Annotated in this window: 20 protein-coding genes and 4 pseudogenes; 16 read left to right on the top strand and 8 right to left on the bottom strand. The window is 56.8% G+C overall.

The annotated features are described in order from the left end of the window. Positions 1-477 precede the first annotated feature (477 nt). The 3 genes and pseudogenes from H8F21_RS06020 to H8F21_RS29510 all read right to left on the bottom strand — a co-directional run bounded on the left by H8F21_RS06020 (position 478) and on the right by H8F21_RS29510 (position 2704). A pseudogene (locus H8F21_RS06020) lies at positions 478-1231 on the bottom strand (SDR family NAD(P)-dependent oxidoreductase). 24 nt (positions 1232-1255) lie between these two features. Further along, positions 1256-2041: a sulfite exporter TauE/SafE family protein gene (locus H8F21_RS06015; RefSeq protein ID WP_203480840.1), complete on the bottom strand. Its 786-nt coding sequence runs from the start codon at positions 2039-2041 to the stop codon at positions 1256-1258. Positions 2042-2068: 27 nt separating this feature from the next. After that, the gene (locus H8F21_RS29510; RefSeq protein ID WP_236042911.1) at positions 2069-2704 is read right to left on the bottom strand and encodes a TauD/TfdA family dioxygenase; all 636 of its coding nucleotides are present in this window, start codon (positions 2702-2704) and stop codon (positions 2069-2071) included. Positions 2705-3490: 786 nt separating this feature from the next. On the opposite strand from H8F21_RS29510, the gene H8F21_RS06005 reads away from it, so the two are divergent. The 4 genes and pseudogenes from H8F21_RS06005 to H8F21_RS05995 all read left to right on the top strand — a co-directional run bounded on the left by H8F21_RS06005 (position 3491) and on the right by H8F21_RS05995 (position 8392). Further along, positions 3491-4870 (top strand): aminotransferase-like domain-containing protein, encoded by a 1380-nt coding sequence (locus H8F21_RS06005; RefSeq protein ID WP_203480915.1) that lies wholly within the window; start codon positions 3491-3493, stop codon positions 4868-4870. A gap of 69 nt (positions 4871-4939) precedes the next feature. After that, a pseudogene (locus tag H8F21_RS29505) lies at positions 4940-5419 on the top strand (site-specific integrase); the annotation flags it as partial. 20 nt (positions 5420-5439) lie between these two features. Then, positions 5440-7026 carry an ABC-F family ATPase gene (locus tag H8F21_RS06000; protein WP_203480841.1) on the top strand — a complete coding sequence of 529 codons (1587 nt, stop codon included), beginning with the start codon at positions 5440-5442 and terminating at the stop codon, positions 7024-7026. A 175-nt stretch (positions 7027-7201) separates the two neighbouring features. Continuing rightward, entirely contained in the window at positions 7202-8392 is a 1191-nt protein-coding gene (locus tag H8F21_RS05995; RefSeq protein ID WP_203480844.1) for an MFS transporter, read from the top strand. Positions 8393-8462: 70 nt separating this feature from the next. Here H8F21_RS05995 and H8F21_RS29500 read toward each other — a convergent pair. After that, positions 8463-8723: pseudogene (locus H8F21_RS29500) on the bottom strand (dienelactone hydrolase); the annotation flags it as partial. A 76-nt stretch (positions 8724-8799) separates the two neighbouring features. Then, positions 8800-9411 carry an FMN-dependent NADH-azoreductase gene (locus tag H8F21_RS05990; RefSeq protein WP_203480846.1) on the bottom strand — a complete coding sequence of 204 codons (612 nt, stop codon included), beginning with the start codon at positions 9409-9411 and terminating at the stop codon, positions 8800-8802. Between the two features lie 128 nt (positions 9412-9539). Here H8F21_RS05990 and H8F21_RS05985 point away from each other — a divergent pair, with 128 nt between their 5' ends. Next, complete coding sequence (locus H8F21_RS05985; RefSeq protein WP_203480848.1) at positions 9540-10448, top strand: LysR substrate-binding domain-containing protein; 909 nt, start codon at positions 9540-9542, stop codon at positions 10446-10448. After that, positions 10441-10800: an MmcQ/YjbR family DNA-binding protein gene (locus H8F21_RS05980; protein WP_203480850.1), complete on the top strand. Its 360-nt coding sequence runs from the start codon at positions 10441-10443 to the stop codon at positions 10798-10800. The genes H8F21_RS05985 and H8F21_RS05980 overlap by 8 nt, the downstream gene beginning before the upstream one ends. On the opposite strand, the gene H8F21_RS05975 is transcribed toward H8F21_RS05980, so the two are convergent. Then, entirely contained in the window at positions 10793-11239 is a 447-nt protein-coding gene (locus H8F21_RS05975; protein WP_203480852.1) for a DUF1294 domain-containing protein, read from the bottom strand. The genes H8F21_RS05980 and H8F21_RS05975 overlap by 8 nt on opposite strands. Before the next feature lie 3 nt (positions 11240-11242). Then, a complete protein-coding gene (locus H8F21_RS05970; RefSeq protein ID WP_203480854.1) occupies positions 11243-12073 on the bottom strand; it encodes an undecaprenyl-diphosphate phosphatase in 831 nt (276 codons plus the stop codon). A 261-nt stretch (positions 12074-12334) separates the two neighbouring features. Here H8F21_RS05970 and H8F21_RS29945 point away from each other — a divergent pair. From H8F21_RS29945 to H8F21_RS05925, 10 genes and pseudogenes are all read left to right on the top strand, one after another. Continuing rightward, positions 12335-13150 (top strand): annotated as a pseudogene (locus H8F21_RS29945) (cache domain-containing protein); the annotation flags it as partial. Between the two features lie 123 nt (positions 13151-13273). Beyond that, positions 13274-14008, top strand: a complete 735-nt coding sequence (locus H8F21_RS29940) for a methyl-accepting chemotaxis protein (protein ID WP_413243001.1) — start codon at positions 13274-13276, stop codon at positions 14006-14008. A gap of 80 nt (positions 14009-14088) precedes the next feature. Then, positions 14089-14655, top strand: a complete 567-nt coding sequence (pnuC, locus tag H8F21_RS05960) for a nicotinamide riboside transporter PnuC (protein ID WP_203480856.1) — start codon at positions 14089-14091, stop codon at positions 14653-14655. Then, entirely contained in the window at positions 14652-15203 is a 552-nt protein-coding gene (locus tag H8F21_RS05955) for an AAA family ATPase (protein WP_203480857.1), read from the top strand. Before pnuC ends, H8F21_RS05955 begins: the two co-directional genes overlap by 4 nt. A gap of 297 nt (positions 15204-15500) precedes the next feature. Next, positions 15501-15938, top strand: a complete 438-nt coding sequence (locus tag H8F21_RS05950) for a hypothetical protein (RefSeq protein ID WP_203480858.1) — start codon at positions 15501-15503, stop codon at positions 15936-15938. Between the two features lies 1 nt (position 15939). After that, positions 15940-16512, top strand: a complete 573-nt coding sequence (locus tag H8F21_RS05945; RefSeq protein ID WP_203480859.1) for an adhesin — start codon at positions 15940-15942, stop codon at positions 16510-16512. Between the two features lie 52 nt (positions 16513-16564). Beyond that, a complete protein-coding gene (locus tag H8F21_RS05940) occupies positions 16565-18052 on the top strand; it encodes a heme utilization protein (protein ID WP_203480860.1) in 1488 nt (495 codons plus the stop codon). Positions 18053-18116: 64 nt separating this feature from the next. Next, positions 18117-18797, top strand: coding sequence for a C39 family peptidase (locus H8F21_RS05935; RefSeq protein WP_203480862.1), 681 nt, complete (start codon positions 18117-18119; stop codon positions 18795-18797). 33 nt (positions 18798-18830) lie between these two features. Continuing rightward, the gene (locus H8F21_RS05930) at positions 18831-19583 is read left to right on the top strand and encodes a hypothetical protein (protein ID WP_203480864.1); all 753 of its coding nucleotides are present in this window, start codon (positions 18831-18833) and stop codon (positions 19581-19583) included. 46 nt (positions 19584-19629) lie between these two features. Continuing rightward, complete coding sequence (locus tag H8F21_RS05925; protein ID WP_203480876.1) at positions 19630-20910, top strand: transporter; 1281 nt, start codon at positions 19630-19632, stop codon at positions 20908-20910. 65 nt (positions 20911-20975) lie between these two features. On the opposite strand, the gene H8F21_RS05920 is transcribed toward H8F21_RS05925, so the two are convergent. Beyond that, positions 20976-22301, bottom strand: coding sequence for a sigma-54 dependent transcriptional regulator (locus H8F21_RS05920; RefSeq protein WP_203480878.1), 1326 nt, complete (start codon positions 22299-22301; stop codon positions 20976-20978). Between the last annotated feature and the right edge of the window lie 20 nt (positions 22302-22321).

Below are 22321 nucleotides of genomic sequence, written 5' to 3'. Positions count from 1 at the left end.
CATAGTCTCCCCTACTCCTCTTGAAACTTTTTAGCCCGCCTTTTTTGTGCGGGCTTTTTGTTGCTTGGGCTTGAGCTTTTCGCGATCCCTGCGCTGAGACATTTCAGCCTGCTTTGAATGGAGCCTGTGTTGAACGCGTAGCGCGCCTCTGATGTGCATCAATAGCTCATCTGGGCATCACCGCTGATTACGATTGAGTACTCTTTGGTGATAGACATACCGGTCTTCACCCCGCGAGTTTCATGTGTTGCCCGCCGCCGTCAACGTCAGCCCCCCCCTGCAGGAGCACTGCTGGCTGATTGAAGCTGCTCGCCCGACGCAGGGCCCCGCAATCCTTGCATCGGTAAAGAACCCATTTGTCGGGCGAGCGCACAAACACTAACTGACGCCTCACTCAAGATCTTTAAGACAAATCTGAATTTCCAGCAGAGCACCTCATGGGTCAACCGCCAAAATTTTGTTGTGCCTTTGCTCCCTCTACAAGTCGCGTGCAACATTGAGTGCCGCGCAGCTCTGTGCCGTCGGCATCATCTCGATGGTGTTGATATTTAGATGCTCAGGTTGCTGAGCGATCCAAAGCACAGTGTTGGCTATATCCTCAGGGCGGATGGCTTGCACATCCTTGTACAGCGCATCGACCGCGTCCATGTTGCCAAGTAGTCGCACCACTGAAAATTCCGTTCCTGAACACAGACCAGGCTCGATATTGGTAACCCGTATTTGCGTTCCGGCCAAGTCGGCACGCAGATTCAAGCTGAACTGTTTGACGAAAGCCTTGCTGGCGCCATACACGTTACCGCCAGGATAAGGGTAGGTACCGGCGACCGATCCAATATTGATGATCAGTCCGCTGTTAGCAGCAACCATCCGTGGCAAGATGCGATGGGTAATCAAGGCAAGGCCGGTAATGTTGGTGGCGATCATTTGCTCCCAGTTCTGTACATTGCAATGTTGGGCACGCTCAACACCCAGCGCCAACCCTGCGTTGTTCACCAAAACATCAATGGACAACGAGGCCTCATGCATTTTCTCGAACATCTTATCGATTGATGCTAAGTCTGTAACATCCAACGCCAGCGGTATAAAATTCTCACCAAGTTCTTGTCTCAGGAGCAAGAGTTTGTCCATCCGGCGCGCGCCACCGACGACCCGCCTAGCCCTCGGCAATAAGTCGATGACAGATGGCTTTACCAAATCCGGCAGAAGCGCCGGTCACCAATGCGGTTCGCATGCTGTTATTCCCTTTATCAGAAAATCAGGCCAGGTATTTCACGCCAAGACTGGCGAATAAGCAGACCATCGAAAATACCAGTGCTTTGCGCACGACATCACTGCCTTTGCGAATTGCCAACGCACTACCCAGGTGATTGCCAAGAATGTTGCAAGCCACTAACGGCAGTGCCAGCAAATACATCACTTTCCCGGCCATAACAAATGCCACCAGTGCGCCGATATTCGAAGCGAAGTTGAAGGTCTTGGAGTTGGCTGAACTCGAGACCAGGTCCATTTTCAGTAAGTAGTGAAACGCAATAATGAACATACTTCCTGTGCCTGGCCCGAAGAAGCCATCATAGAAGCCAATGACCAAGCAGGTCAGTGGCACCACTGTAAACAGCATGCCATCCGTCAAGACATGCTCCTGTACCGGCCGGTCCTTGGGGGTAAGAAAAATTAGAATACCAAAGGGGATCAAGGCAAGAATGATCTTGCCAACAGTCTCCTGTGGAATCGACACAATCAAATGGGCCCCCAAATACGCGCCCAGTAGCGAAAACGGGACACCTATAAGCGCCACTTTCCATACCATCCGGCTATTGGCCAGAAAGTTCCTGATTGCCGCAAGCGTCCCCAAAGTACTGACCACCTTTTCCTGCCCTAAAGCAACTTGTGGTGGCAGACCAACCAGTAGAAAACCCGGCACCAAAAATAATCCACCACCGCCCGCGATGCTATCGACAAAACCGGCGACAAAGGCGATGGCGCCTAGCAACAAAATTGCAAAGACCCAATGTTCAGCCCAATAAGCTCCTAGCAGTTCCATAGCAGTGCTCTATTAATAAGTATTTAGTCAGGAAATAATTTCATACAGGTGATCTGCACGCGCCAAGCAGACTCGGCTCAGATCATTAACTGCGAACAAACGGAGCAGCCAACGATCTGCTCCGTCGTTCTGCGGTTCAAAACCATCCCGGGCGTGGAGCACCCGCTGATTTTTGAAGATCATGAAATCGCCAGGGAGCAACAGGTGCGGCTTATCGAACTTTCTGGTTTCTAGCAGTATTCGCAGAGCGTCAAGCGCACGCGCTGCGGAAGCGGTCATGCCGTATGTGTTTTCGCTGTCAAAACGACATAGCCACTCATTGGATAATCCTCGAACCAACACCGCTAAGTTTGGCGTCGAGCGGCGATTAGTGGCGAAAGAATCCGGACGCCGCACTTCAAAATTCGGGTAGGTAAGCTCATTTATAATCGAGGCCGGAAGACTACCGAGCACGTCGTCAAGGTTGACGAGTGTGGTGTTAATTCTCGGATCGCAACGCATGCCGAAAAATGACAAATACTCCGGACAACACGAAATGTTGTCGACAGCCTCAGATGACAACGGTAAATCAGGATTATCTACATGATAGGAGAAACGTAGACGTGAGCCATGAGAGCTTTTCTGGCTAGAAGATGTGCGTGACGGGATCACATGACGGAACAAGCGCCCATCATTTTCCCCCTCGTATACCACGGGGTGGATACCCAGCAGACTCTGCAACGAAAGGCTAACCAGGCAGGCGATAGGTGTGCTTTTCGGACTCAACACTCCAGAGTAAGGCGTCGGTGGAATGTCACGGTCTCGCGGGCAGTTCCTTATTACCATAGAGGTAATAGCTGGTTCTTCGATAAATGTACGGATCTGGCGAACCAACTGACCGCCAATTACGTCCTGTGCCTGCTCCTTGAGCTGAAAATAAATATCCTAGGTGGCCTCAAAATCTAACGGGGTTTGGCTTAACACCGCTTGCCATGCGCTGGAAATCACCCATGGCAGGCGGATCTCCAACGTTGTCACTACCTCTGTGGCCTGCTTGTGCTGTGCGCTTTCCATCTCAACTTAATATCCATAGTTTCGGTGCTCGTCGCGCTTGATTGGAGGACGGCACGTGTTGTTTTTATCTTCCAGTTCACATTCCACTCATGTGAAAACCCACAATACATCGATACTATTCGCATCTTGCATCGATTCAATTATTCTAATTACATCGATGCACTTAATTCAATTTATTTCTGTCGTCAACCCTTTATCATTAGAATACGACTCACTAAGCCTTTGTTTTTATACGTTTTTTATTTTTGACGCGGAATCACTAGAAATGACGTCATGCTAAATTCTGTGGCGCCGCTGCAAGAAAGTACGCTCAAAACGCCTCTAGCTCCTTGCGATTACGCCCTTCAATCCATTCATGCTACGATTGACATTCATATGGATCTAGGTGTTTTACCTATGTGGTTTCCTCAATACAGCGACCCTGTGCAACCGGTTTACTTAATGATTGCCGACGCTTTGGAACAGGACATCAATTCCGGGCGACTGAGAGCTAATGAGCGACTCCCCACACTCAAGGATCTTGCTGAAGTCATGAAGGTCACGCCCGGTACCATTGGCCGTGCCTATGACGAAGCGGCTAAACGTGGATTAGTGATTGGAGAGGTAGGTCGCGGGACTTTCGTTCGGCCTGCACAAGTCAAGGCAAGTCCGCCGGCGATAGACAAATGCGCTGCCGAAGAAAGCGCACCAATAGACTTGTCAATCATCAAGCCTAACGACGCTGGCATTGGGGAATGGTTGCGGGAGTCAATAATTGACCTTGCACAGTCAGACTTGAGCCGCGTACTGGACTACACAAGTGATGGCGGACACGCAGTGCATAAGCAGGCCGGGGCCCGCTGGGTGCAGCGCAGCCTGCCGAAGGCAAAGTGGCAGCAGATCGTGCTCACCTCCGGCGCGCAGCATGGTTTGCTGGTGGCGATTAGCAGCCTATCGAAAACGAACGACGTTATTCTCTGCGAAGAACATTGCTATCCAGGAATCATCTCCTTAGCTCACAGCCTTGATCGGCGCTTAATGGGCGTAAAGATAGATGAGTTCGGGCTACTCCCGGAGGCCTTCCGCGCGGCTTGCATTGAACACCGCCCGGCGTTACTGATCTGTGTAACCACCCACCAAAACCCCACCAACTCAGTCATGCCACCGCAGAGACGTGAGGCTATTGCACAGATTGCCCGCGAATATGATGTCTTCATCATTGATGATGACATTTATGGATTTCTGGAATCTCAACCAACTGACATGCCGATCTCGGCCTACGCACCTGAACGATCGATCTATCTGACGAGCCTGTCGAAGAGCATTCTGCCGGCACTACGTATCGGTTACCTGTATGCCCCGCCTGAAACGCTCTCGCGCTTGTCGTCCATGGTGCGTAGCAGCGTGTGGATGCCTTCGCCGATGATGGCGCAGCTTGCCAGCAACTTGATAAACAACGGCATGGGCGATCAATTAGTCAAATTGCAGCAACAGGAAGCCGCTGCGCGACAACAAATAGTCAAGGAGATTCTTGGCGGTTATCAGATTCGCACTCAGCCCAACAGTTTCCATATCTGGCTGGAGTTGCCAGCACCTTGGAGCTGCGATGAGTTCGCCAACCTAGCCCGCGCTCATGGTGTAATGGTGGTTAGCGGCAGCCAATTCCTCGCTCAGCGTACGACCGCCACTAGCGGGGTACGAATCGCGCTGATGTCACCGAGCCGCGTTGAACTGAAGTTTGCCCTCACCAAACTGGCCAGTTTGCTTGCTTCTCCCGAGCCGAGGCTATTCTATTGAATTCATTGGCGTAGGAATTATCCAAACCCCGGCGCCCCACCGCCCCCAAAAAACGCACACATTGTCAGGAAAAGAAGATCACCCCATATAAGGCGCACCGTCACGCAGGGTTAAGTGGTCGAGCGCACCCATACCGACAAAGGCCGGTTCGTGCTGCTCGACGCAGGGGGCTTACGTGCACTTGAATTCGCCTGGGACTAGCGACGGAGGAAAGGAAACGGACGGTTCACGGCGTCACCGTTCATTTTTCCGCCATCAAAGAATGCTGAGTTCGTCGAGCAGACCTCAGATCTCCTTCATGAAGGGCGTCCGCTACTGAAAGAACTGGGGATTCGTTAGCGCCCGCCATACAACTGTCGCCACACCTATGCGACAATACGCTCAATGTCTGGCCTCAACCCCGCATTTATCTCCCAACAGCTCGGCCACAGCGTGCAAATGCTGCTGTCGACGTATGCGCGTTGGATTAACTCAAGCTCCGACTGGAGCGAGCTGGAAAAGCTGCAAATTGGTATCAAATCGGTATCAGCCGCAATGCCAGCGACGTAAGCTATTGATAGGTAAGCCTTTTGATCTCCACCGCTAACATCACCATGCAGTTCGGCGCCAAGCCGTTGTTCGAGAACGTCTCGGTCAAATTCAACAATGGCAACCGCTACGGCCTGATCGGCGCCAACGGCTGCGGCAAGTCGACCTTCATGAAAATCCTCGGCGGCGACCTGGAGCCTTCCGGCGGCCAAGTAATGCTTGAGCCGAATGTGCGCTTGGGTAAGCTGCGTCAAGACCAGTTCGCCTACGAAGAATTTAACGTGATCGACACGGTGATCATGGGCCACGAGGAACTGTGGAAGGTAAAAGCCGAGCGCGATCGCATCTATTCGCTGCCGGAAATGACCGAAGCAGACGGCATGGCCGTTGCCGAGCTGGAAACCGAATTCGCCGAAATGGACGGTTACACCGCCGAGTCCCGCGCCGGTGAACTGTTGCTGGGCCTGGGTATTCCTCTGGAACAGCACTTCGGCCCGATGACTGAAGTCGCGCCAGGCTGGAAGCTGCGCGTATTGCTGGCTCAGGCGCTGTTCTCCGATCCAGAAGTGTTGCTGCTCGACGAACCGACCAACCACCTGGACATCAACACCATCCGCTGGCTGGAAACTATTCTCACGGCGCGTAACAGCACCATGATTATCATTTCCCACGACCGTCACTTCCTCAACAGCGTGTGCACGCACATGGCTGACCTGGACTACGGTGAGCTGCGCCTGTTCCCTGGCAACTACGACGAGTACATGACCGCTGCGACGCAATCGCGCGAGCAACTGTTGTCGGACAACGCCAAGAAGAAGGCCCAGATTGCCGAGCTGCAAACTTTCGTCAGCCGCTTCTCGGCCAACGCCTCGAAAGCCAAGCAGGCTACTTCCCGTGCCAAGCAGATCGACAAGATCCAACTGGCCGAGGTCAAGCCTTCGAGCCGTGTCAGCCCGTTCATCCGCTTCGAGCAAACCAAGAAGCTGCACCGTCAGGCAGTCACGATCGAGAAGCTGTCCAAGGGTTTCGAAGGTAAGACCCTGTTCCAGAACTTCAGCTTCACCGTTGAAGCCGGCGAGCGCGTTGCGATCATCGGGCCTAACGGTATCGGCAAGACCACCCTGCTGCGCACCCTGGTGGGTGAGCTGGGCCCGGATGCCGGCGCAATCAAGTGGACTGAAAGCGCGGAGCTGGGCTACTACGCTCAGGACCACGCCCACGACTTCGAAGATGACGTCAGCCTGTTCGACTGGATGGGTCAGTGGACTCAGGGCGAACAAGTGATCCGTGGCACCTTGGGCCGCATGCTGTTCTCCAACGACGAGATTCTGAAGTCGGTCAAGGTCATCTCCGGTGGTGAGCAGGGCCGCATGCTGTTCGGCAAGTTGATTCTGCAAAAGCCAAACGTGCTGCTGATGGACGAACCCACCAACCACCTGGACATGGAGTCGATCGAGGCGCTTAACCTGGCGCTGGAGAACTACCCGGGCACGCTGATTTTCGTCAGCCACGACCGTGAGTTCGTATCGTCCCTGGCCACCCGCATCATCGAGCTGAGCCCGAGCGGTGTCGTGGACTTCAGCGGCACCTACGATGACTACCTGCGTAGCCAGGGCGTAGTGGTTTAAGAAAGTCACAGCAAGGCAAGCCAAGTCAGTTGCAACAGCCCTTGCGGCGCAACTGACTTGAGCAAGTCTTGGCACCGCAAGCCCTGTCCTTTTTAAAATTAGTTAGCCTGCTTTCTTTTATCGTCGCTGCCAGCCATCATGGACCCTCTTCCTCCGCCCGCCAGCGAACGAGCACATGTCTGCGTCATCCTCCTCTCCAGCCAACACGTTCGCAGTTACGCTGCAGATCCTCACGATTGTTTTCTACACCTTCATAGCCTTCCTTTGCATCGGCCTGCCGATCGCCGTATTACCTGGCTACGTGCATGACCAACTGGGGTTCAGCGCGGTCATTGCCGGGCTGACGATCGGCTTGCAGTACTTGACCACGCTGCTTAGCCGCCCTCTTGCCGGACGCATCGCCGACAGCAAAGGCACCAAGCAGGCAATCATCTTCGGACTGATCGGCATTGCTGCCAGCGGCGTGCTGACTTTTGCCTCCGCCCTGACCGTAGACACACCAATAGCCAGCTTGTTGGCGCTGCTCGCTGGACGGGTGTTTCTGGGCCTGGCTCAAGGCTTGATTGGCGTCGCCACCTTGAGCTGGGGGATCGGCGCGGTCGGCACCGAGCATACCGCCCGGGTGATTTCCTGGAATGGCATTGCTTCCTACGGCGCAATCGCCATCGGGGCGCCGTTGGGCGTAATGCTCGCCGATGAGGTCAACTTTGCTTCCCTGGGACTGGTGTTGACGGTACTGGCCATGCTGGCGCTACTGGTGATCCGCAATAAAGCGCCGATCCCCGTGGTACGTGGCGAGCGCCTACCGTTTTGGGCCGCATTCGCCCGCGTTGCGCCCTGCGGGATGGGCCTGACCCTGGCCTCGATTGGCTACGGCACCTTGACCACCTTCGTTACCCTGTTCTACCTGGAACAGGGTTGGACCGGCGCGGCCTGGTGCCTCAGCGCCTTCGGCCTGTGCTTTATTCTCTCGCGCCTACTGTTCGTCAATGCCGTGAACCGTTTCGGCGGCTACCCGGTAGCAATCGTCTGCATGAGCACCGAAGCGCTGGGCCTGGCGCTGCTGTGGCTGGCCCCCAGCCCCGTGTTGGCACTGGTCGGCGCAGGTCTTACCGGTTTCGGGCTGTCATTGGTGTATCCGGCGCTGGGTGTTGAAGCAATCAAGCAAGTGCCAGTGTCCAGCCGTGGGGCCGGCCTGGGCGCCTATGCAGTGTTTTTCGATCTGGCGTTGGCTATCTCGGGGCCATTGATGGGCGCAGTGGCGCTGCACTTGGGCTATGCCTGGATCTTCTGCATTGCCGCCCTGTTGTCGCTGGCAGGCGTTGGCCTGACCCTGCTGTTGTCGCGCCGCACCCGCCGTCATTGATAACGGCATCCAGCCCTGAACGACCGCTGCGGCTTAATCTGCGGGTAAAAAAGTGCGCGGCTTCTTCCTGCAATAACAGGTGAATCGTCTCGCGATCGACACCCTCCGGGTCGTCACACAGCGCAGCACGGTCAGCGATGAGTCCATCTTTGGTTTTGCAGGCATCGGCGTCATGCGACCGCTCCAGGCAATAACGACGCAATGAGTCCAGGTCGGGCTGAGCGCGAGACAAAATCAAGGCAGTTTCACCGCCTGCCGAATAACCGATCATGCCCACCTGCTCACCACTGACAGAGGGCCCAAGCAGCGAGTAGGCAAGGTTAGCGGTAATGCGACGGATGAAAGCTCAATGAAAAAACCGACAGCAAGCGCAGCCTGCTGTCGGTTTCGGTCACGCGAGCCAAGCATCAGGCGGCAGCAAACAGCTCGGTGCTGATCTGCTTGCGTGCAGCATTCATGGCGTTGTCGCGGTGTTCCTCGCCATAGGCCAGGCCGTGGGCGCGAACGATCTCTACGTCGGTGATGCCAATGAAACCCAGAAACACCTTAAGAAAGTCTTCGTGGCCAACACCGGTAGGCTGACCAACGTGCAGGCCACCCGACGTGGAGACCAGGATGACTTTCTTGTTGCCACACAGACCTTCAGGGCCGGCTTCGGTGTAGCGGAAGGTTTGACCGGCAACGGCGACGCGGTCGATCCAGGCCTTGAGCTGGGTTGGAACGGTAAAGTTGTACATTGGCGCGGCAATAACCACCGCATCTGCTTGCAGAAACTCTTGCAGGGTTTCGCTGCTCAGTCTTGCCTCATGCTGTTGTGCGGCATCACGCATCGCTTCGGGCGTACCCGCGGCAACCAGGGTAGCGGCAGAGAAGTGGCTGATGGCATCGGCTGCCAGGTCACGGTAAACCACTTCCAGGGCAGGATCTGCGGCTTTCCAGGCATTGACTACTTCGCGGCTCAACTGGCGGGAGGCGGAATTGTCGCCCAGGATGCTCGAATCGATATGCAACAGTTTCATGGGACTCTCCTGATTGAAGACCGCACCTGGGCGATCACGATGGGAAGAATCCTACCTGAGTCGCGAATAGCTGATAAGTAGGCAAAAATGCGTTAGTTTGTCCTACTGACAGGACAATGGTGATCACCATGCAAGACCTCAACGACCTTTTCTACTTCGCGCGGGTGGTCGAAGCCGGTGGTTTTGCCGCTGCCGGGCGCCTGCTTGGCATCCCCAAGTCGCGCTTGTCACGCCGCATCGCCGAGCTTGAAGAACGCCTGGGCACGCGGTTGCTGCAGCGCACCACACGGCAACTGAAACTGACCGCGGTCGGAGAACGCTACCTGCGCCATTGCCAGGCGATGCTGCTGGAAGCTGAAATGGCTGACGAGGCCGTCGCCAGCATGACCAGCGAACCCCGTGGACGCCTTCGTGTTTCGTGCCCGGTGGGACTGGCCCATACCCTGCTGCCGCAAGTCATCAGCCGCTTTCTTGAGCAGTATCCGCTGGTTCAACTGGACATGATCCTGCTCAACCGCCGCGTCGACCTGATCACCGAAGGTGTTGACGTGGCCCTTCGCGTTCGGGATCTGGGTGATGAAGACCCGATGTTGGTAACCCGCCGTTTGCGCCAGGCCCAGATGTATCTGGTCGCCGCACCGGGCTTCGCCGCCGCCCACGCACCCGTCACCCCCGAAGACCTGCGCGGCCTGGCAGTCTTGGGGGCGGTAGAGGCCGACCGCCTGGTGCATCTGCAACTGCTCGACACCCGTGGCCACAAGCACGAACTGGCTCTGGAGGCGCGCCTGGCCATCGACGACTTTGTCGTACGCAAGGCAGCGGCGATTGCCGGGCTTGGGTTCACGGCCCTGCCAATCATGCATTGCGAACAAGAATTGGCCAGTGGCGAACTGGTTCGCTTACTGCCCGACTGGTCGTTACCGGGAGGCTATCTGCAAGCCGTCTATCCTCACCGGCGCGGCCTGTTACCGGCTGTGCGGGTGTGGATCGATCACTTGGTCGAGTCTTTTGCAGAGTGTGGGGAGCGTTATGTCTAAGGGAAAAATGAGCGAAGCGCAGGTAGCGGACTTTTGCCTGAGTCTGCCGGGGGCACGCGAAGACTACAAATGGGGCGGCATACGGGTGTTTTCGGTTGCCGCAAACAAGATGTTTGCAGTGCTGGACCTGGCTGGCGCCGGGCTGTCGTTCAAAGTCGACAGTGATTTGTTCCTCGGCTACGCCGACCGCCCCGGCGTGCGCCCGGCGCCGTATCTGGCGCGGGCTCACTGGATCAGCATGATGCCACCCTACCCCATGGGGCGCGAAGAGCTTTGCGACCTGCTGCAACGCTCCCACCAGTTGGTTGTCAGGCGCCTACCAAAGCGCCTGCAACCGGGTCTGCTTATCTGAGTAAAGGCGCTACCGCGCTACCCAACCAACGACCGTTAAGCAGCAGGTGGTCGATCCAGAACAGTTGGTGAATGGCGACAATGGCCCAAAAGCTCAACTGGAACGAGACTTTGCGCGTTTTATGCCGCAAAGCCTGCTGAGCCAACAGGGCCCCAGGCCAACCGCCCAGCAACTCGCTGGCATGCAGGACTTTCTCCGGGGTTCGCCAGCCTTGTGTGCGAGCCTGATGCTTGTCTCGCCAATACAGCGCAAAACTAACCAGGCTGACGAGTGGGTACGCCACGGCAGGCAACCAGGACTGACCGCTGAGCAGCATCTGCAACGCCCCCCACAGAGGTAGGAGGCACAGGCCAACAAACACTAGTAGCTTGCTGCGAGGATGCTGGACAGTCGCGTTGACACCGGCAACGTGGCGGCCGGAGGGCTGTGCTCGGCTCATCGATCAACCCTGAGCCGTGGCCCAGTCGACCCAACCGAACTGCCAGGTCGCCAGGATCATCAGGCCAAAAACAATGCGGTACCAGGCGAACATGGCATAGCTATGGTTGGCGATAAAGCGCAGCAATGCCCGCACGGCAATCATGGCGAAGATGAACGAGACGACAAAGCCGATGGCAAAAACCGGAAAATCACCGGGCTGGAACAGGTCGCGATACTTGTAGCCCGAATACACCGCGGCACCGACCATGGTCGGCATGGCCAGAAAGAACGAAAACTCGGTGGCTGCCTTGCGCGACATGCCAAACAGCAAACCGCCGATAATGGTCGAGCCGGAGCGTGAAGTACCCGGAATCATCGCCAGACACTGGGCAAAGCCGATTTTCAGGGCATCGGTCCAGCGCATGTCATCGACGCGCTCAACTTTAATGACATGCTCGCGGCGCTCGGCCCAGAGCATGATTACACCACCAATGACCAACGCGGCGGCGACCGTGATGGGGTTGAACAGGTAATGGTGGATCAGGTCGGCGAACAGCACGCCCAATACTACCGCTGGCATGAACGCAATCAGCAGATTGGCGGTAAACCGTTGCGCTTCACGCTCCTTGGGCAGCCCGACGACCACGTCGAAAATCTTGCGCCGAAATTCCCATACCACCGCCAGGATCGCACCCAGCTGAATGATGATGTTGAAAGCCATTGCCCGCTCACCACCAAAGTCGATCAAGTCCGCGACCACAATCTGGTGACCGGTACTGGAGATTGGCAAGAACTCGGTCAAGCCTTCGACAATACCCAAAATGACGGCCTGCAGGCCAGTCCAAAGATCCATTATTCCCCCACGAAGCGATGCCAGCGGCATGCCCCCATTGTAGTTTCCATAAGCCAAGGCTGTTACGAATTTTCGGTCGGTTTACCGCGACAGTTGGTCGCACAGTCGGCAAAAAAGTTCAGTCACCCTTCAGGTTTGCCGCGACCGGGCCGAAATCCTATCAGACCTCTCGAATAAACGCTGCTGGTCGCGACTACACACCTGGGTAGATCGGGCACTTAGCCCTTGGTCGAGTAGGTGGTTGGAAAAAACCATGCTGGGATGCGCAGGACAATAAAAAGAATCCGGGGTGACCGTTCTATGAAGACTCTGCGAAATATGTCGATTAGCCGCCGCTTGTGGCTGATTCTGGTAGTGGCGGTGGTGATGTTACTGACCCTGGGCTTGTTGATGCTCAGACAGATCCACGGCGACCTGTACCAGGCCAAGGCCCAGAAGACCCAACACGTGGTAGAGACCGCAGCCGGCATCCTCAGCTATTACCAGGGGCTGGAAGCCGCTGGCACGCTGAGCCGCGAGGCTGCCCAGCAGCAAGCACTCAATACCGTACGCGGCCTGCGCTACGACCAGAACGACTATTTCTGGATCAACGATCTCGGGCCGAAGATGATCATGCACCCGGCTAACCCTAAACTGGATGGACAGGACCTGTCCGGCATCCGCGACCCCGATGGTTTTGCTCTGTTCAACGAAATGGTCACACTGGCCAAGGCCCAGGGCGCGGGCATTATCGACTACCGCTGGCCGAAGCCTGGTGCCAGCGAACCGGTGGAAAAGACCTCCTACATCCAATTGTTCAAGCCCTGGGGCTGGGTTATCGGCTCGGGGGTTTATATCGATGACATGCAGAACGAGTTCATGCGTCAGCTGCGCGATGCCTCACTGCTGGGCTTGGGCATCGCCCTGATCATGACCCTGCTGGTGGCATTGATTGCCCGCAGTATCTCGCGGCCGCTGAAGGAGGCGGTTGACGCCATGTCCATGATTGCCAGCGGTGAAAGCGACCTGACCCGCCGCCTGGACACCCACGGCCGTGACGAGGTGACCCAGTTAGGCGAACATTTCAATCGCTTTACCGGCAAGTTGCAGGGTGTCATCGGCCAGTTGCAAGGTGCCGCCCATGCCTTGGGGCAATCGGCGGTCGATGTCGGCAGCAATGCCAACCAGGCCCAGCAACACAGCGAACAGCAATCGGCGCAGATGGAGCAAGTGGCTACCGCTATAAATGAAGTGACCTACGCCGTGCAGGATGTGGCCAGGAACGCCGAACAGGCTTCCAGCGAAATGCGTGATGCGCAACAGCGCGCTTCGCAGGGCCAGCAGAGTATCCACGGCAGCCTGCAGCAGATCGATCAGTTGTCGGGCACCATCGATGAAGCGGTTCAGGTGATCCAGACCCTGGCCAGCCAGAGCACCCGCATTGGCAGTGTTCTGGAAGTAATACGCTCGATTGCAGAGCAGACCAACCTGCTGGCACTGAACGCGGCCATCGAGGCGGCCCGAGCGGGCGAGCAAGGCCGCGGCTTTGCCGTGGTTGCCGATGAAGTTCGCCTGCTGGCCCAACGTACCCAGCAGTCGACGGCAGAAATACAGAGCATGATCGAACACCTGCAGGGCCAATCCGAAGCGGCAGTGAAGGCAATCGATGCCAGCAGCGCCGCTTCGCGGCAAACCGTCGAGCAAGCCAATGAAGCGGGTGTCAGCCTCGATGCTATCAGCCAAGCGTTGCACAACCTCACCGCCCTCAACGCCTCGATTGCCAGTGCCACGCTGCAGCAGTCGCATGTGGTCGAGGAGATCAACCGCAACGTGACTGAAACCGCAGACCTGTCACGCCAGACCGCCACGGCAGCACAGCAGTCGAGCAACGCAGGTGTGGCGTTGAACCAGCTGCGCGAACAGCTGGATCGGTTGCTGGGCCAGTTTCGGGTGTAAAGCGATAGCGGTTGGAGTGTGGCTTGCACGGCTACTCAAGGTACAATCGCCGCCCTCCTCCGAACCGCCAAGGAACGCCGATGTCCGGCCTCGAACTGTTCGCCGCCGTACTCGGCGTTATCGCCGTATGGCTCACGACCAAACAGAATCCGTGGTGCTGGCCAATCGGCCTGGTCATGGTGCTGCTCTACAGCTGGATCTTCTTCGAAGTGCGGTTGTACTCGGACATGCTTTTACAGCTGGTCTTCGCGGTGCTGCAGGTCTACGGTTGGTGGCAATGGACACGTCCGAATCGCCAACACGAAGCCCGCAAGGTTACCGAACTCGACACCCAGCCACTGCTATTCGGCCTCGGCTTGGGATTGTTGGGTAGCCTCGCTTTAGGCGCGGCGATGGCTACCTGGACCGATGCTGCACAACCTTGGCTAGACGCGGCGCTAACCGCATTCAGCTTGGTCGCGCAGCTATGGATGGCACAGAAACGCGTACAGTGCTGGCCATTGTGGGTAGTACTGGACGTGATTTTTGTCGGCCTTTTCCTTTATAAGGGGCTGTACCTGACCGCCGCGCTGTATGCCTTGTTCACCTTGATTGCAGTGCGTGGCTGGCGCGAGTGGCGTCGCGGTCTTTCGTTGGTCAGCGCATGAAGGTCCTGGTGCTGACCGGCCCCGAGTCCAGCGGCAAGAGCTGGTTGAGCGGCGAAATCCAGGCGCATTTCGGTGGCGAGTTGGTGGGTGAATATGTACGTCACTTCATCGATGAGCAAGGCCGCGACACCTGCTACGCCGACATTCCTGCAATTGCCCAGGGCCAATTGGCCTGGGAGGACGCCGCAAGGGCCCGCCAGCCAGAGCTCCTGATTCTTGACACCCACTTGTTGAGCAATCTGCTCTGGAGCCGGGTGCTGTTTAGTGATTGCCCGGCCTGGATCGAGCAGGCCCTGCTCGAACGCCGTTATGACCTGCATCTGTTGCTAGACCCCACAGGCGTAAGCTGGGTAGGCGATGGCCAACGCTGCCAACCCGACCTTGATCAGCGTCAGGCGTTTTTCGCCGACAGCCTCCACTGGCTGCAGCGCAACCAGCAACCCTTCAAGGTAATTGGCGGCGACTGGGCGCAGCGCAGCGCAGCGGTATTGAGCGCGGTACAGCAATTGCTTAGCGGCAAATCGCCAGCTTGCCCCACCGAGTGTTAATGCGTTGTAACACCTGAGTGGGCCATAGCCCCCGTTTTTGCGCACTGGTCCCCAATTCTGGGGGCCGTGTTAAGCCGACGATACAGTCGGTTAAAAAAGCCTTCGGACACCGCAGCCACCACTCCAAACGATAACGTCGCAAAAAAATGTCTCACGATTGATACAGCGAAATCCTTTCGTTTCTGCGACTACCCACCAAGCCTTTGTTTTTTAATCAAAAACAAAAAGCGGCACGGCTTCTGCTCTCCTCCTCACAACGCTGAAAAAGGCCAGCGCACTGAAGAAGGAATTGCCATCGTGGGAACCATAGATAAAGGCATTTATCGCCTCCTACTGGTCGGCTGCGTTTTAGGAACAAGCCTGAGCTTGCCTGTCCAGGCCGAAAACGGAGTCGTTGTCATCACTCGCGATGTGCAAGTGCGCAACGCCGTTCGCACCCCGCTCATACCCGACCCCAATCCGGTCACCGTCAATACCAATCCCTCCGCCCATATCCTCAGACAGACCAACGAACTGAGCGACGGTGATTTTGCCGGGGTCAGCAGCGGTGCAGGTATCTCTTCCCTGATCACCCAACAGACCAACAACCTGGGCGCCAATATCAACCATCAGAACCAACTGCCTAACCTTGCCGGTGGACGATCAGGCAACTCCGGCAACGGTATCTCCAACATGGTCAACTCCAACGTCCAGAAGGGTCTGGCGCCCCTGCAAATCCTGACTGGAGGCAAGTGAGATGAGGCACACGCTGCTGATTCTGGCCACGTTATGCAGTGCATCGGCCTTTGCCCAACCCCCGGTCATCAATAACGCCACCATCGACAATTCCGGCAAGCAGTATCAGGGCAATTTCGCTGTGAACCAGGCTGCCGGCGATCTCCTGCAACAAGCCAATGCCCGGGCGTTCGCCATCGGCCAAGGCGCCAGCGCAACCACCGACATTCGCCAACGCTCGCTCAGCATTGTCGACCCCTCGATCGCCGCCCAATCCAATATCCAGGGCGACTCTTTCAGTAATGGCACCGGCGCACTGGGGGTCAACCAGAGTGCAGGCGCCAGCAACCAGCAAGCCAACGCACTTCGTATCAGTATCAGTAATCAGCCGCAAAGCATCGATGACAGCGTCCTCATGCAACAGAACGTGGCGCTGGTCAACAACTCCGATCCAACTGGCTCTGCACCCGGCTATCGCCAGATCACTACCAGTGATCAGGCATTCACCGGTAGCCGTGGGGTGATTCAGTTGAATCAGAGCGCCGGGGTAGGAAATCGAACAGCAAATACCCTGAGCGTACGGGTCGCGGACTGACCCAAACAGGTAAGAACAACACTTAACCTAAAATAAAGTACGGAGAATCACCATGAAACCCTCGATGGCACTCAAGCCTCTGGTTTTCGCAATTGCTGCGGTCATGGCTGTTGCTGTACAAGCTGAACAGAACGATCGGCGTGGTAATGGCCACAATAATAACCACACCCCTCCTCAGAGAATGTTTGATATCGATGCAACGGCCAATGCACACGATAGACAAAACAGTACCAACAATAAAATCTGGAACGAAGGCGTTCAGAACGAAGCTGAAATGAGCAGCTCTGCAGAAGGCGCCAGCGGCAACGTCGGTGTCAACGTGGCTGCAGGCTCCGGTAACCAGCAGGACAACGCGGCGGCCATCGCCAACGCGGCCTCTGATTCCAGTGCCATCGACAACAGCTTCGTCTTCGGTACTGCCGAAGCCACTGCTCGCGTCGTACAAACCAGCAACAACAACAAGGTCTTCAACTTCGGCACCACCTCATCTGCTGTGATGAGCGGGTCAGCCAATGGTGCCGACGGCAACATGGGTGTCAACATTGCCGGTGGCGACCTTAACCAACAGAAAAACACCATGGCAATTGCCAACACCAACGCAGGACTTGGTAGTGCAACCGCCACCGCCTCCGCCGAACAAAGCGGCCCAGGCCTGGAAGTCACCAACAGGGCCGACCGGACCTATCGTGTGGATACGCTGACGGTTACCAAAACCTCCAGCGGCTCATCCTCTCGCGATGGCACATTCGAATCGACCGACAACAGAAGCTCCTCCTCGAGCCTGAACCTGAGCGGTTCCCACAACTCGTCGGCGAACGGTTCCAATAGCACTGCCTCCAGCGGCTCCAACAGCTGGAATGCAAGCGGTTCCAACTCGTCCAATGCCAGTGGCTCCAACAACTGGAATGTTGACGGTTCTGCCAATGCTAATGCCAGCGGTTCCAACAACAGCAGCTCGAGCTCCACCTCGGCTTCTTCGTTGAACGCTGCGCTGAACGTTGCGGCAACTGCTGCCGGGAACGTCACCTGGGATGACGGCCGTCGTGAGCGCAGCCGCAGTGTAGATGCCAGCGCATCGCTTGATGCAACGCTGGACGCCTCACTGAATACCTCGCAGCAAAACACCAACGAGTCGTCCTTCGATACCGCGTTTGATGCCTCGTTCTCCAAGTCGTTGAGTTCTTCGTACGACAGATCGCGTGACTCTTCATATGAAAAAGCGCACGACTCTTCATATGAAAAAGCCCACGAATCGTCGTATGAACAAGCGGCCGCTTCCTCGTTCGACAAGTCGTTCGAAAAATCGTCCGAGTCTGCCAACGATGTATCGAAAAGTTATAGCGAGGCCAACTCCTATGACTTGAGCAACACCATCTCGTACCAAGTGCTGACCCCAACCGGCTGGGCTAACCCTGTAACCAACACTGCAACCCTGAGTGGTTCGGTGAACGGCGGCAGCGGCAACCTCGGCGTCAACGTGGCATCGGGTGTAGGCAACCAGCAAAGCAACTCGCTGGCCATCTCCAACCAATCGTTCTGATTGTTGTGGCCTGGAGGCCCCCTTCGGGGGGCCTTTTTCCAACAGAACCAGAAGGCGCCCGACCATGCGCATCATCGCCTTGGCGTTTTTGCTTTGTGTGGCCAGTGTGAGCGAAGCGGCTCAAATGCCACTTTCCGTGTTACCCGGTGGTGCGGTGGTATTCAAGCCCATCCAAAGCGTACGCGAGCGCAAATTCGCCGACCTGGTCCAACAGAAAACCGACTTCAGCTGTGGCGCCGCAGCGCTGGCGACCATCCTGCGCCAAGCCTATTGGCTGGACGTGAACGAAGAGCAGATTATCGAAGGCATGCTCGCCCACGCCGACCAGGACCTGGTCCGTGTCCAGGGTTTCTCCATGCTCGACATGAAGCGCTATGTAGAAAGCCTGGGCATGCGCGCCCGTGGCTATCGGGTAGCACCCGAGACCTTGAACAATGTCCGCATTCCGGTCGTGGTACTGATGGACATCCGCGGCTACAAGCACTTTGTAGTGCTGCAAAAAGTCGACAAAGGCTGGGTGTATATCGGCGACCCGGTACTGGGCCACAAGCGCTACACCGTCGACGACTTTGTCAAAGGCTGGAACGGCATCATCTTTGCCGTCATCGGCCAGGGCTACGACAAGACCAACGCCTTGCTCGACCCGCCTCTGCCGCTTACCGCCAAAAGAAAAATAAACAACTTCACCCCGGTGCAAGACGCAGAGTTGATGGATTTCGGATTCATCCAAAGCGACTTCTTCTAATGACACGTGAGCACGACGCTCCTGGAGCATGTAATGAAGACTCCAATCTGGCTGACCCTTGCATGTTTGGCCGCCAGCCTGCCCATCCAGGCCCAGACATTTCAACCCATTGAACTCAAGGACCAGGAATTGGCGAACCTGCGCGGTCGCTACGTGATGCCGGGGCGCATCATCAGCTTCGGGGTGGTCATGACCAGCACATGGCAAAACGCCAAAGGCGATGTAATCGGTGCAACCTCCTCGATGCAAGTGCAGCAATCGACCATCAAGCCCCAGTTCTATGTGTCGATGATCAATGAAAAAGGCAATGGCACGGCGCATTCAGGGAATACCGGCAGCGGTACCGGCACCGTAAATGGCGGTGCCGGGCTGAACAGCACCGAAGGCGTAACGCAAATCGTGCGAGCCGCCGGCGACAACAACACGGCCTACAACGGCGTGGATATCAGGGTCACCAAGGCCAATCAGGCCCCCACCAGTCAACAACAAGGCAAGCCACTGGCCCCAGGCTCGACCCTTGTCGGCGCAAACGGCGCAGGTTCGCTGAGCGTTTCTTCCACAGGCTCGGGTGTGCAGATGAACATTGTTGCCAACAACAACCAGGGCAATACCGTTCAACGCCTGGCACAGGGTGGCCTGATGCAGAACACGACGTTGCTCGGTGGCGGCAACCAGGTCAGGAATCTCACCTCCCTTAACGTGGTGCTGCGTGAGAACGTGCCGACAGCCGGTTCGCTCAATGGCAACCTGGACCAACTCAAAGGCCTTCGTACTCTCGGATACTGATCTACGCTGAGTCTCATCGAATGTAGTCAGAAGGGACGGCTAACCCATGCACCGATCGTTAACGTTCAGAGCTGTCGTTTGTTTGAGTACCCTGGCACCGGCTACATTGCTATACGCAGCAACGGACCCCCAGGTCGAAGCACTAAAACAAGAACTCATGGAGCTGAAACAGCGTTACGAAGCACAACAGAACGCGCTGATGGTACTCGAGCAGCGTGTTCGCCAAGTCGAAGAAGCACCGGCTACACCTGCTCCCAGACGCCTGACCAAGTCCCCTGCCGAAACCACCAGGAGCGGCCAGACCGTGGCTGCGGGCGCGCCTGGCACCACCGGCAGTTCATACGGGCAGTCACTCAAAGATGACTCCGAACCGGCGCAGAGCGTTTCCAATTTGTATGACGAAGCCAGCGGCTTCTTCGGTGGCGGCAAGTTCAGCGTCGAAACCGGCCTGACCTACACCCATTACGACACCCGCGCACTGGTGCTCAACGGTTTCCTGGCGTTGGACTCGATTTTCCTTGGCAACATCAACCTTGACCGCATCAAGGCCGACAACTGGACCCTGGACCTGACAGCCCGCTACAACCTGGCGCAACGTTGGCAATTCGACATTAACGTTCCCGTGGTCTATCGCCAGTCGACCTATTCGTCGGGTGGCGCCGGCGGTGCCGGCCCGACTACTTCGGATGCAACCGTCGATCGCGACCCGACCATAGGCGACATCAACGTTGGCGTTGCATACAAATTCCTCGATGAATCCGAGAACCTGCCCGACGCGGTGTTCACCCTGCGCGTCAAAGCGCCGACCGGGGATGATCCCTATGGCATCAAGCTGGTCACCGACCCGACCAACGACAACCTGGCGGTACCTGAAAGCCTGCCCACCGGCAACGGCGTCTGGGCCATTACACCCGGTATCTCACTGGTCAAGACTTTCGACCCTGCGGTGCTGTTTGGTAGCCTGTCCTACACCTACAACATGGAGGACTCGTTCAGCGACATCAGCCCCGCGGTCAACTCCAAGGTCCCGGGTGACGTGAAACTCGGCGACTCCTGGCAAATCGGTGCCGGTATTGCCTTTGCCCTGAACGAAAAGATGAGCATGTCCTTTTCGTTCTCTGACCAATTTGCCAGCAAAAGCAAGATCAAGCCTGACGGCGGTGACTGGCAATCGATTTCCAGCAGCGACTACAACGCGGCGAACTTCAACATCGGCATGACACTGGCCGCAACCGACAACCTGACCATCGTCCCCAACCTGTCAATTGGCCTGACAGACGATTCGCCGGACTTCTCCTTCAGCCTGAAATTCCCGTACTACTTCTGATCGGAGCTGGGTGAAAGCAATGCGTGCATGACTGCGGATCGCTTGCTTTGGGTGGTGATCTGCAGTCAGCGAATCTGATGTTTGTGCAGCAGGCGGTAAAAGGTAGGCCGAGACACCCCGAGAACCTTGGCGGCGATGCTCAAGTTATCGCTGTGCCGATTGAGTACGTCGCACAGCGCCTGGCGCTCGGCACGGTGCTTGTAGTCTTCAAGGGTACCCATGCTCAACGTGAAAGCATGCTGACTAAGCAAACCCAGGTCCTGCGCCTCGATCTGCCGCCCTTCAGCCAGCACCAGGCCACGCCTGACCCGGTTGGCCAGTTCACGCACGTTACCCGGCCAATCATGCTTGCCCATGGCAGCCAATGCGTCTTCGCTGAACGAGCGCGGCCGGCGGCCTGTTTCCAGGCTGTAGAAGTGCGAAAAATGACTGGCCAGCATCGACAGATCGCCATGGCGATCACGCAGGGGCGCTGTCATCACCTGCAGAACGTTGAGGCGGTAGTACAAGTCCTCGCGGAATCGCCCGCTGCTGATGGCCTTTTCCAGGTCGACATGGGTAGCCGCCAGAACCCGCACATCGACCGCTATCGGCTGACTGCCGCCGACCCGTTCAATGTGTTTTTCCTGGAGAAATCGCAACAAGTTCGCTTGCAGCTCCAGCGGCAGGTCACCAATTTCATCCAGGAACAGCGTGCCGCCGTTGGCCGCTTCGATACGACCGATCTTGCGTTGATGGGCGCCAGTAAACGCGCCCTTCTCGTGGCCAAACAACTCGGACTGAATCAGGTTTTCAGGAATCGCCCCGCAATTGATCGGCACAAAGGGTTTGTCGCGGCGCTGAGACTGACGATGCAAGGTACGCGCGACCAGCTCTTTGCCGGTGCCGCTTTCGCCCCGAATCAACACCGGAGACTCCGTGGGCGCCAATTTGCTCAGCAGCTTGCGCAGCTCCCGAATTGGCCGGCTTTCACCCAGCAGCTCATGCTCTAGCTCATCGACATGCACGCTGCCCTTGCCACGCAGGCGTGCCATACCGAAAGCCCGACCAATGGTGACCTGAACCCGCGAAACATCAAACGGCAAGGTGTGAAAGTCGAAAAACCATTCGCAGACAAAGTCGCCAACATTCTGCATGCGCAGCTCGTCAGGGCTGAGTACTGCGATCCACTCGGTATTGCTGCGCGTGATAAGGTCCTTGACCGCATCCGGATGCTGCAGGTGTGAAGCCTGTAAACGCAGCAAGCCGACATCACAGGGCTGTTCCAGGGCCGAGGACAAGGTTGAGCTGAAAACATCCCAGCCGACATTGCGCAAGCCTGGCAACAAACGGTGGCAATCGTCGCACGGGTCAACGATCAGCAGGCGACGGTTGGGTACAGGTTCGAGCATGACCTTTCCTTGGCGCCAAT

Origin of the sequence: Pseudomonas arcuscaelestis, from assembly GCF_016881005.1 — a bacterium.
GTDB lineage: Bacteria > Pseudomonadota > Gammaproteobacteria > Pseudomonadales > Pseudomonadaceae > Aquipseudomonas > Aquipseudomonas arcuscaelestis.
The sequence above is the reverse complement of the archived record's forward strand: the minus strand, read 5'-3'. Positions and strand labels throughout refer to the sequence as shown.

Bases quoted from the DNA above. Each gene is read 5' to 3' on its own strand.
- H8F21_RS05995 (WP_203480844.1), top strand. From the start codon at position 7,202: ATGTCTGCGTCATCCTCCTCTCCAGCCAACACGTTCGCAGTTACGCTG.
- H8F21_RS05990 (WP_203480846.1), bottom strand. From the start codon at position 9,411: ATGAAACTGTTGCATATCGATTCGAGCATCCTGGGCGACAATTCCGCC.
- H8F21_RS05925 (WP_203480876.1), top strand. From the start codon at position 19,630: ATGCACCGATCGTTAACGTTCAGAGCTGTCGTTTGTTTGAGTACCCTG.
- H8F21_RS05975 (WP_203480852.1), bottom strand. From the start codon at position 11,239: ATGAGCCGAGCACAGCCCTCCGGCCGCCACGTTGCCGGTGTCAACGCG.
- H8F21_RS29940 (WP_413243001.1), top strand. From the start codon at position 13,274: ATGGAGCAAGTGGCTACCGCTATAAATGAAGTGACCTACGCCGTGCAG.
- H8F21_RS05930 (WP_203480864.1), top strand. From the start codon at position 18,831: ATGAAGACTCCAATCTGGCTGACCCTTGCATGTTTGGCCGCCAGCCTG.
- H8F21_RS05920 (WP_203480878.1), bottom strand. From the start codon at position 22,301: ATGCTCGAACCTGTACCCAACCGTCGCCTGCTGATCGTTGACCCGTGC.
- H8F21_RS05940 (WP_203480860.1), top strand. From the start codon at position 16,565: ATGAAACCCTCGATGGCACTCAAGCCTCTGGTTTTCGCAATTGCTGCG.
- H8F21_RS06005 (WP_203480915.1), top strand. From the start codon at position 3,491: ATGTGGTTTCCTCAATACAGCGACCCTGTGCAACCGGTTTACTTAATG.
- H8F21_RS05985 (WP_203480848.1), top strand. From the start codon at position 9,540: ATGCAAGACCTCAACGACCTTTTCTACTTCGCGCGGGTGGTCGAAGCC.
- H8F21_RS05980 (WP_203480850.1), top strand. From the start codon at position 10,441: ATGTCTAAGGGAAAAATGAGCGAAGCGCAGGTAGCGGACTTTTGCCTG.
- H8F21_RS05955 (WP_203480857.1), top strand. From the start codon at position 14,652: ATGAAGGTCCTGGTGCTGACCGGCCCCGAGTCCAGCGGCAAGAGCTGG.
- H8F21_RS06015 (WP_203480840.1), bottom strand. From the start codon at position 2,041: ATGGAACTGCTAGGAGCTTATTGGGCTGAACATTGGGTCTTTGCAATT.
- H8F21_RS05970 (WP_203480854.1), bottom strand. From the start codon at position 12,073: ATGGATCTTTGGACTGGCCTGCAGGCCGTCATTTTGGGTATTGTCGAA.
- pnuC (WP_203480856.1), top strand. From the start codon at position 14,089: ATGTCCGGCCTCGAACTGTTCGCCGCCGTACTCGGCGTTATCGCCGTA.
- H8F21_RS05935 (WP_203480862.1), top strand. From the start codon at position 18,117: ATGCGCATCATCGCCTTGGCGTTTTTGCTTTGTGTGGCCAGTGTGAGC.
- H8F21_RS05945 (WP_203480859.1), top strand. From the start codon at position 15,940: ATGAGGCACACGCTGCTGATTCTGGCCACGTTATGCAGTGCATCGGCC.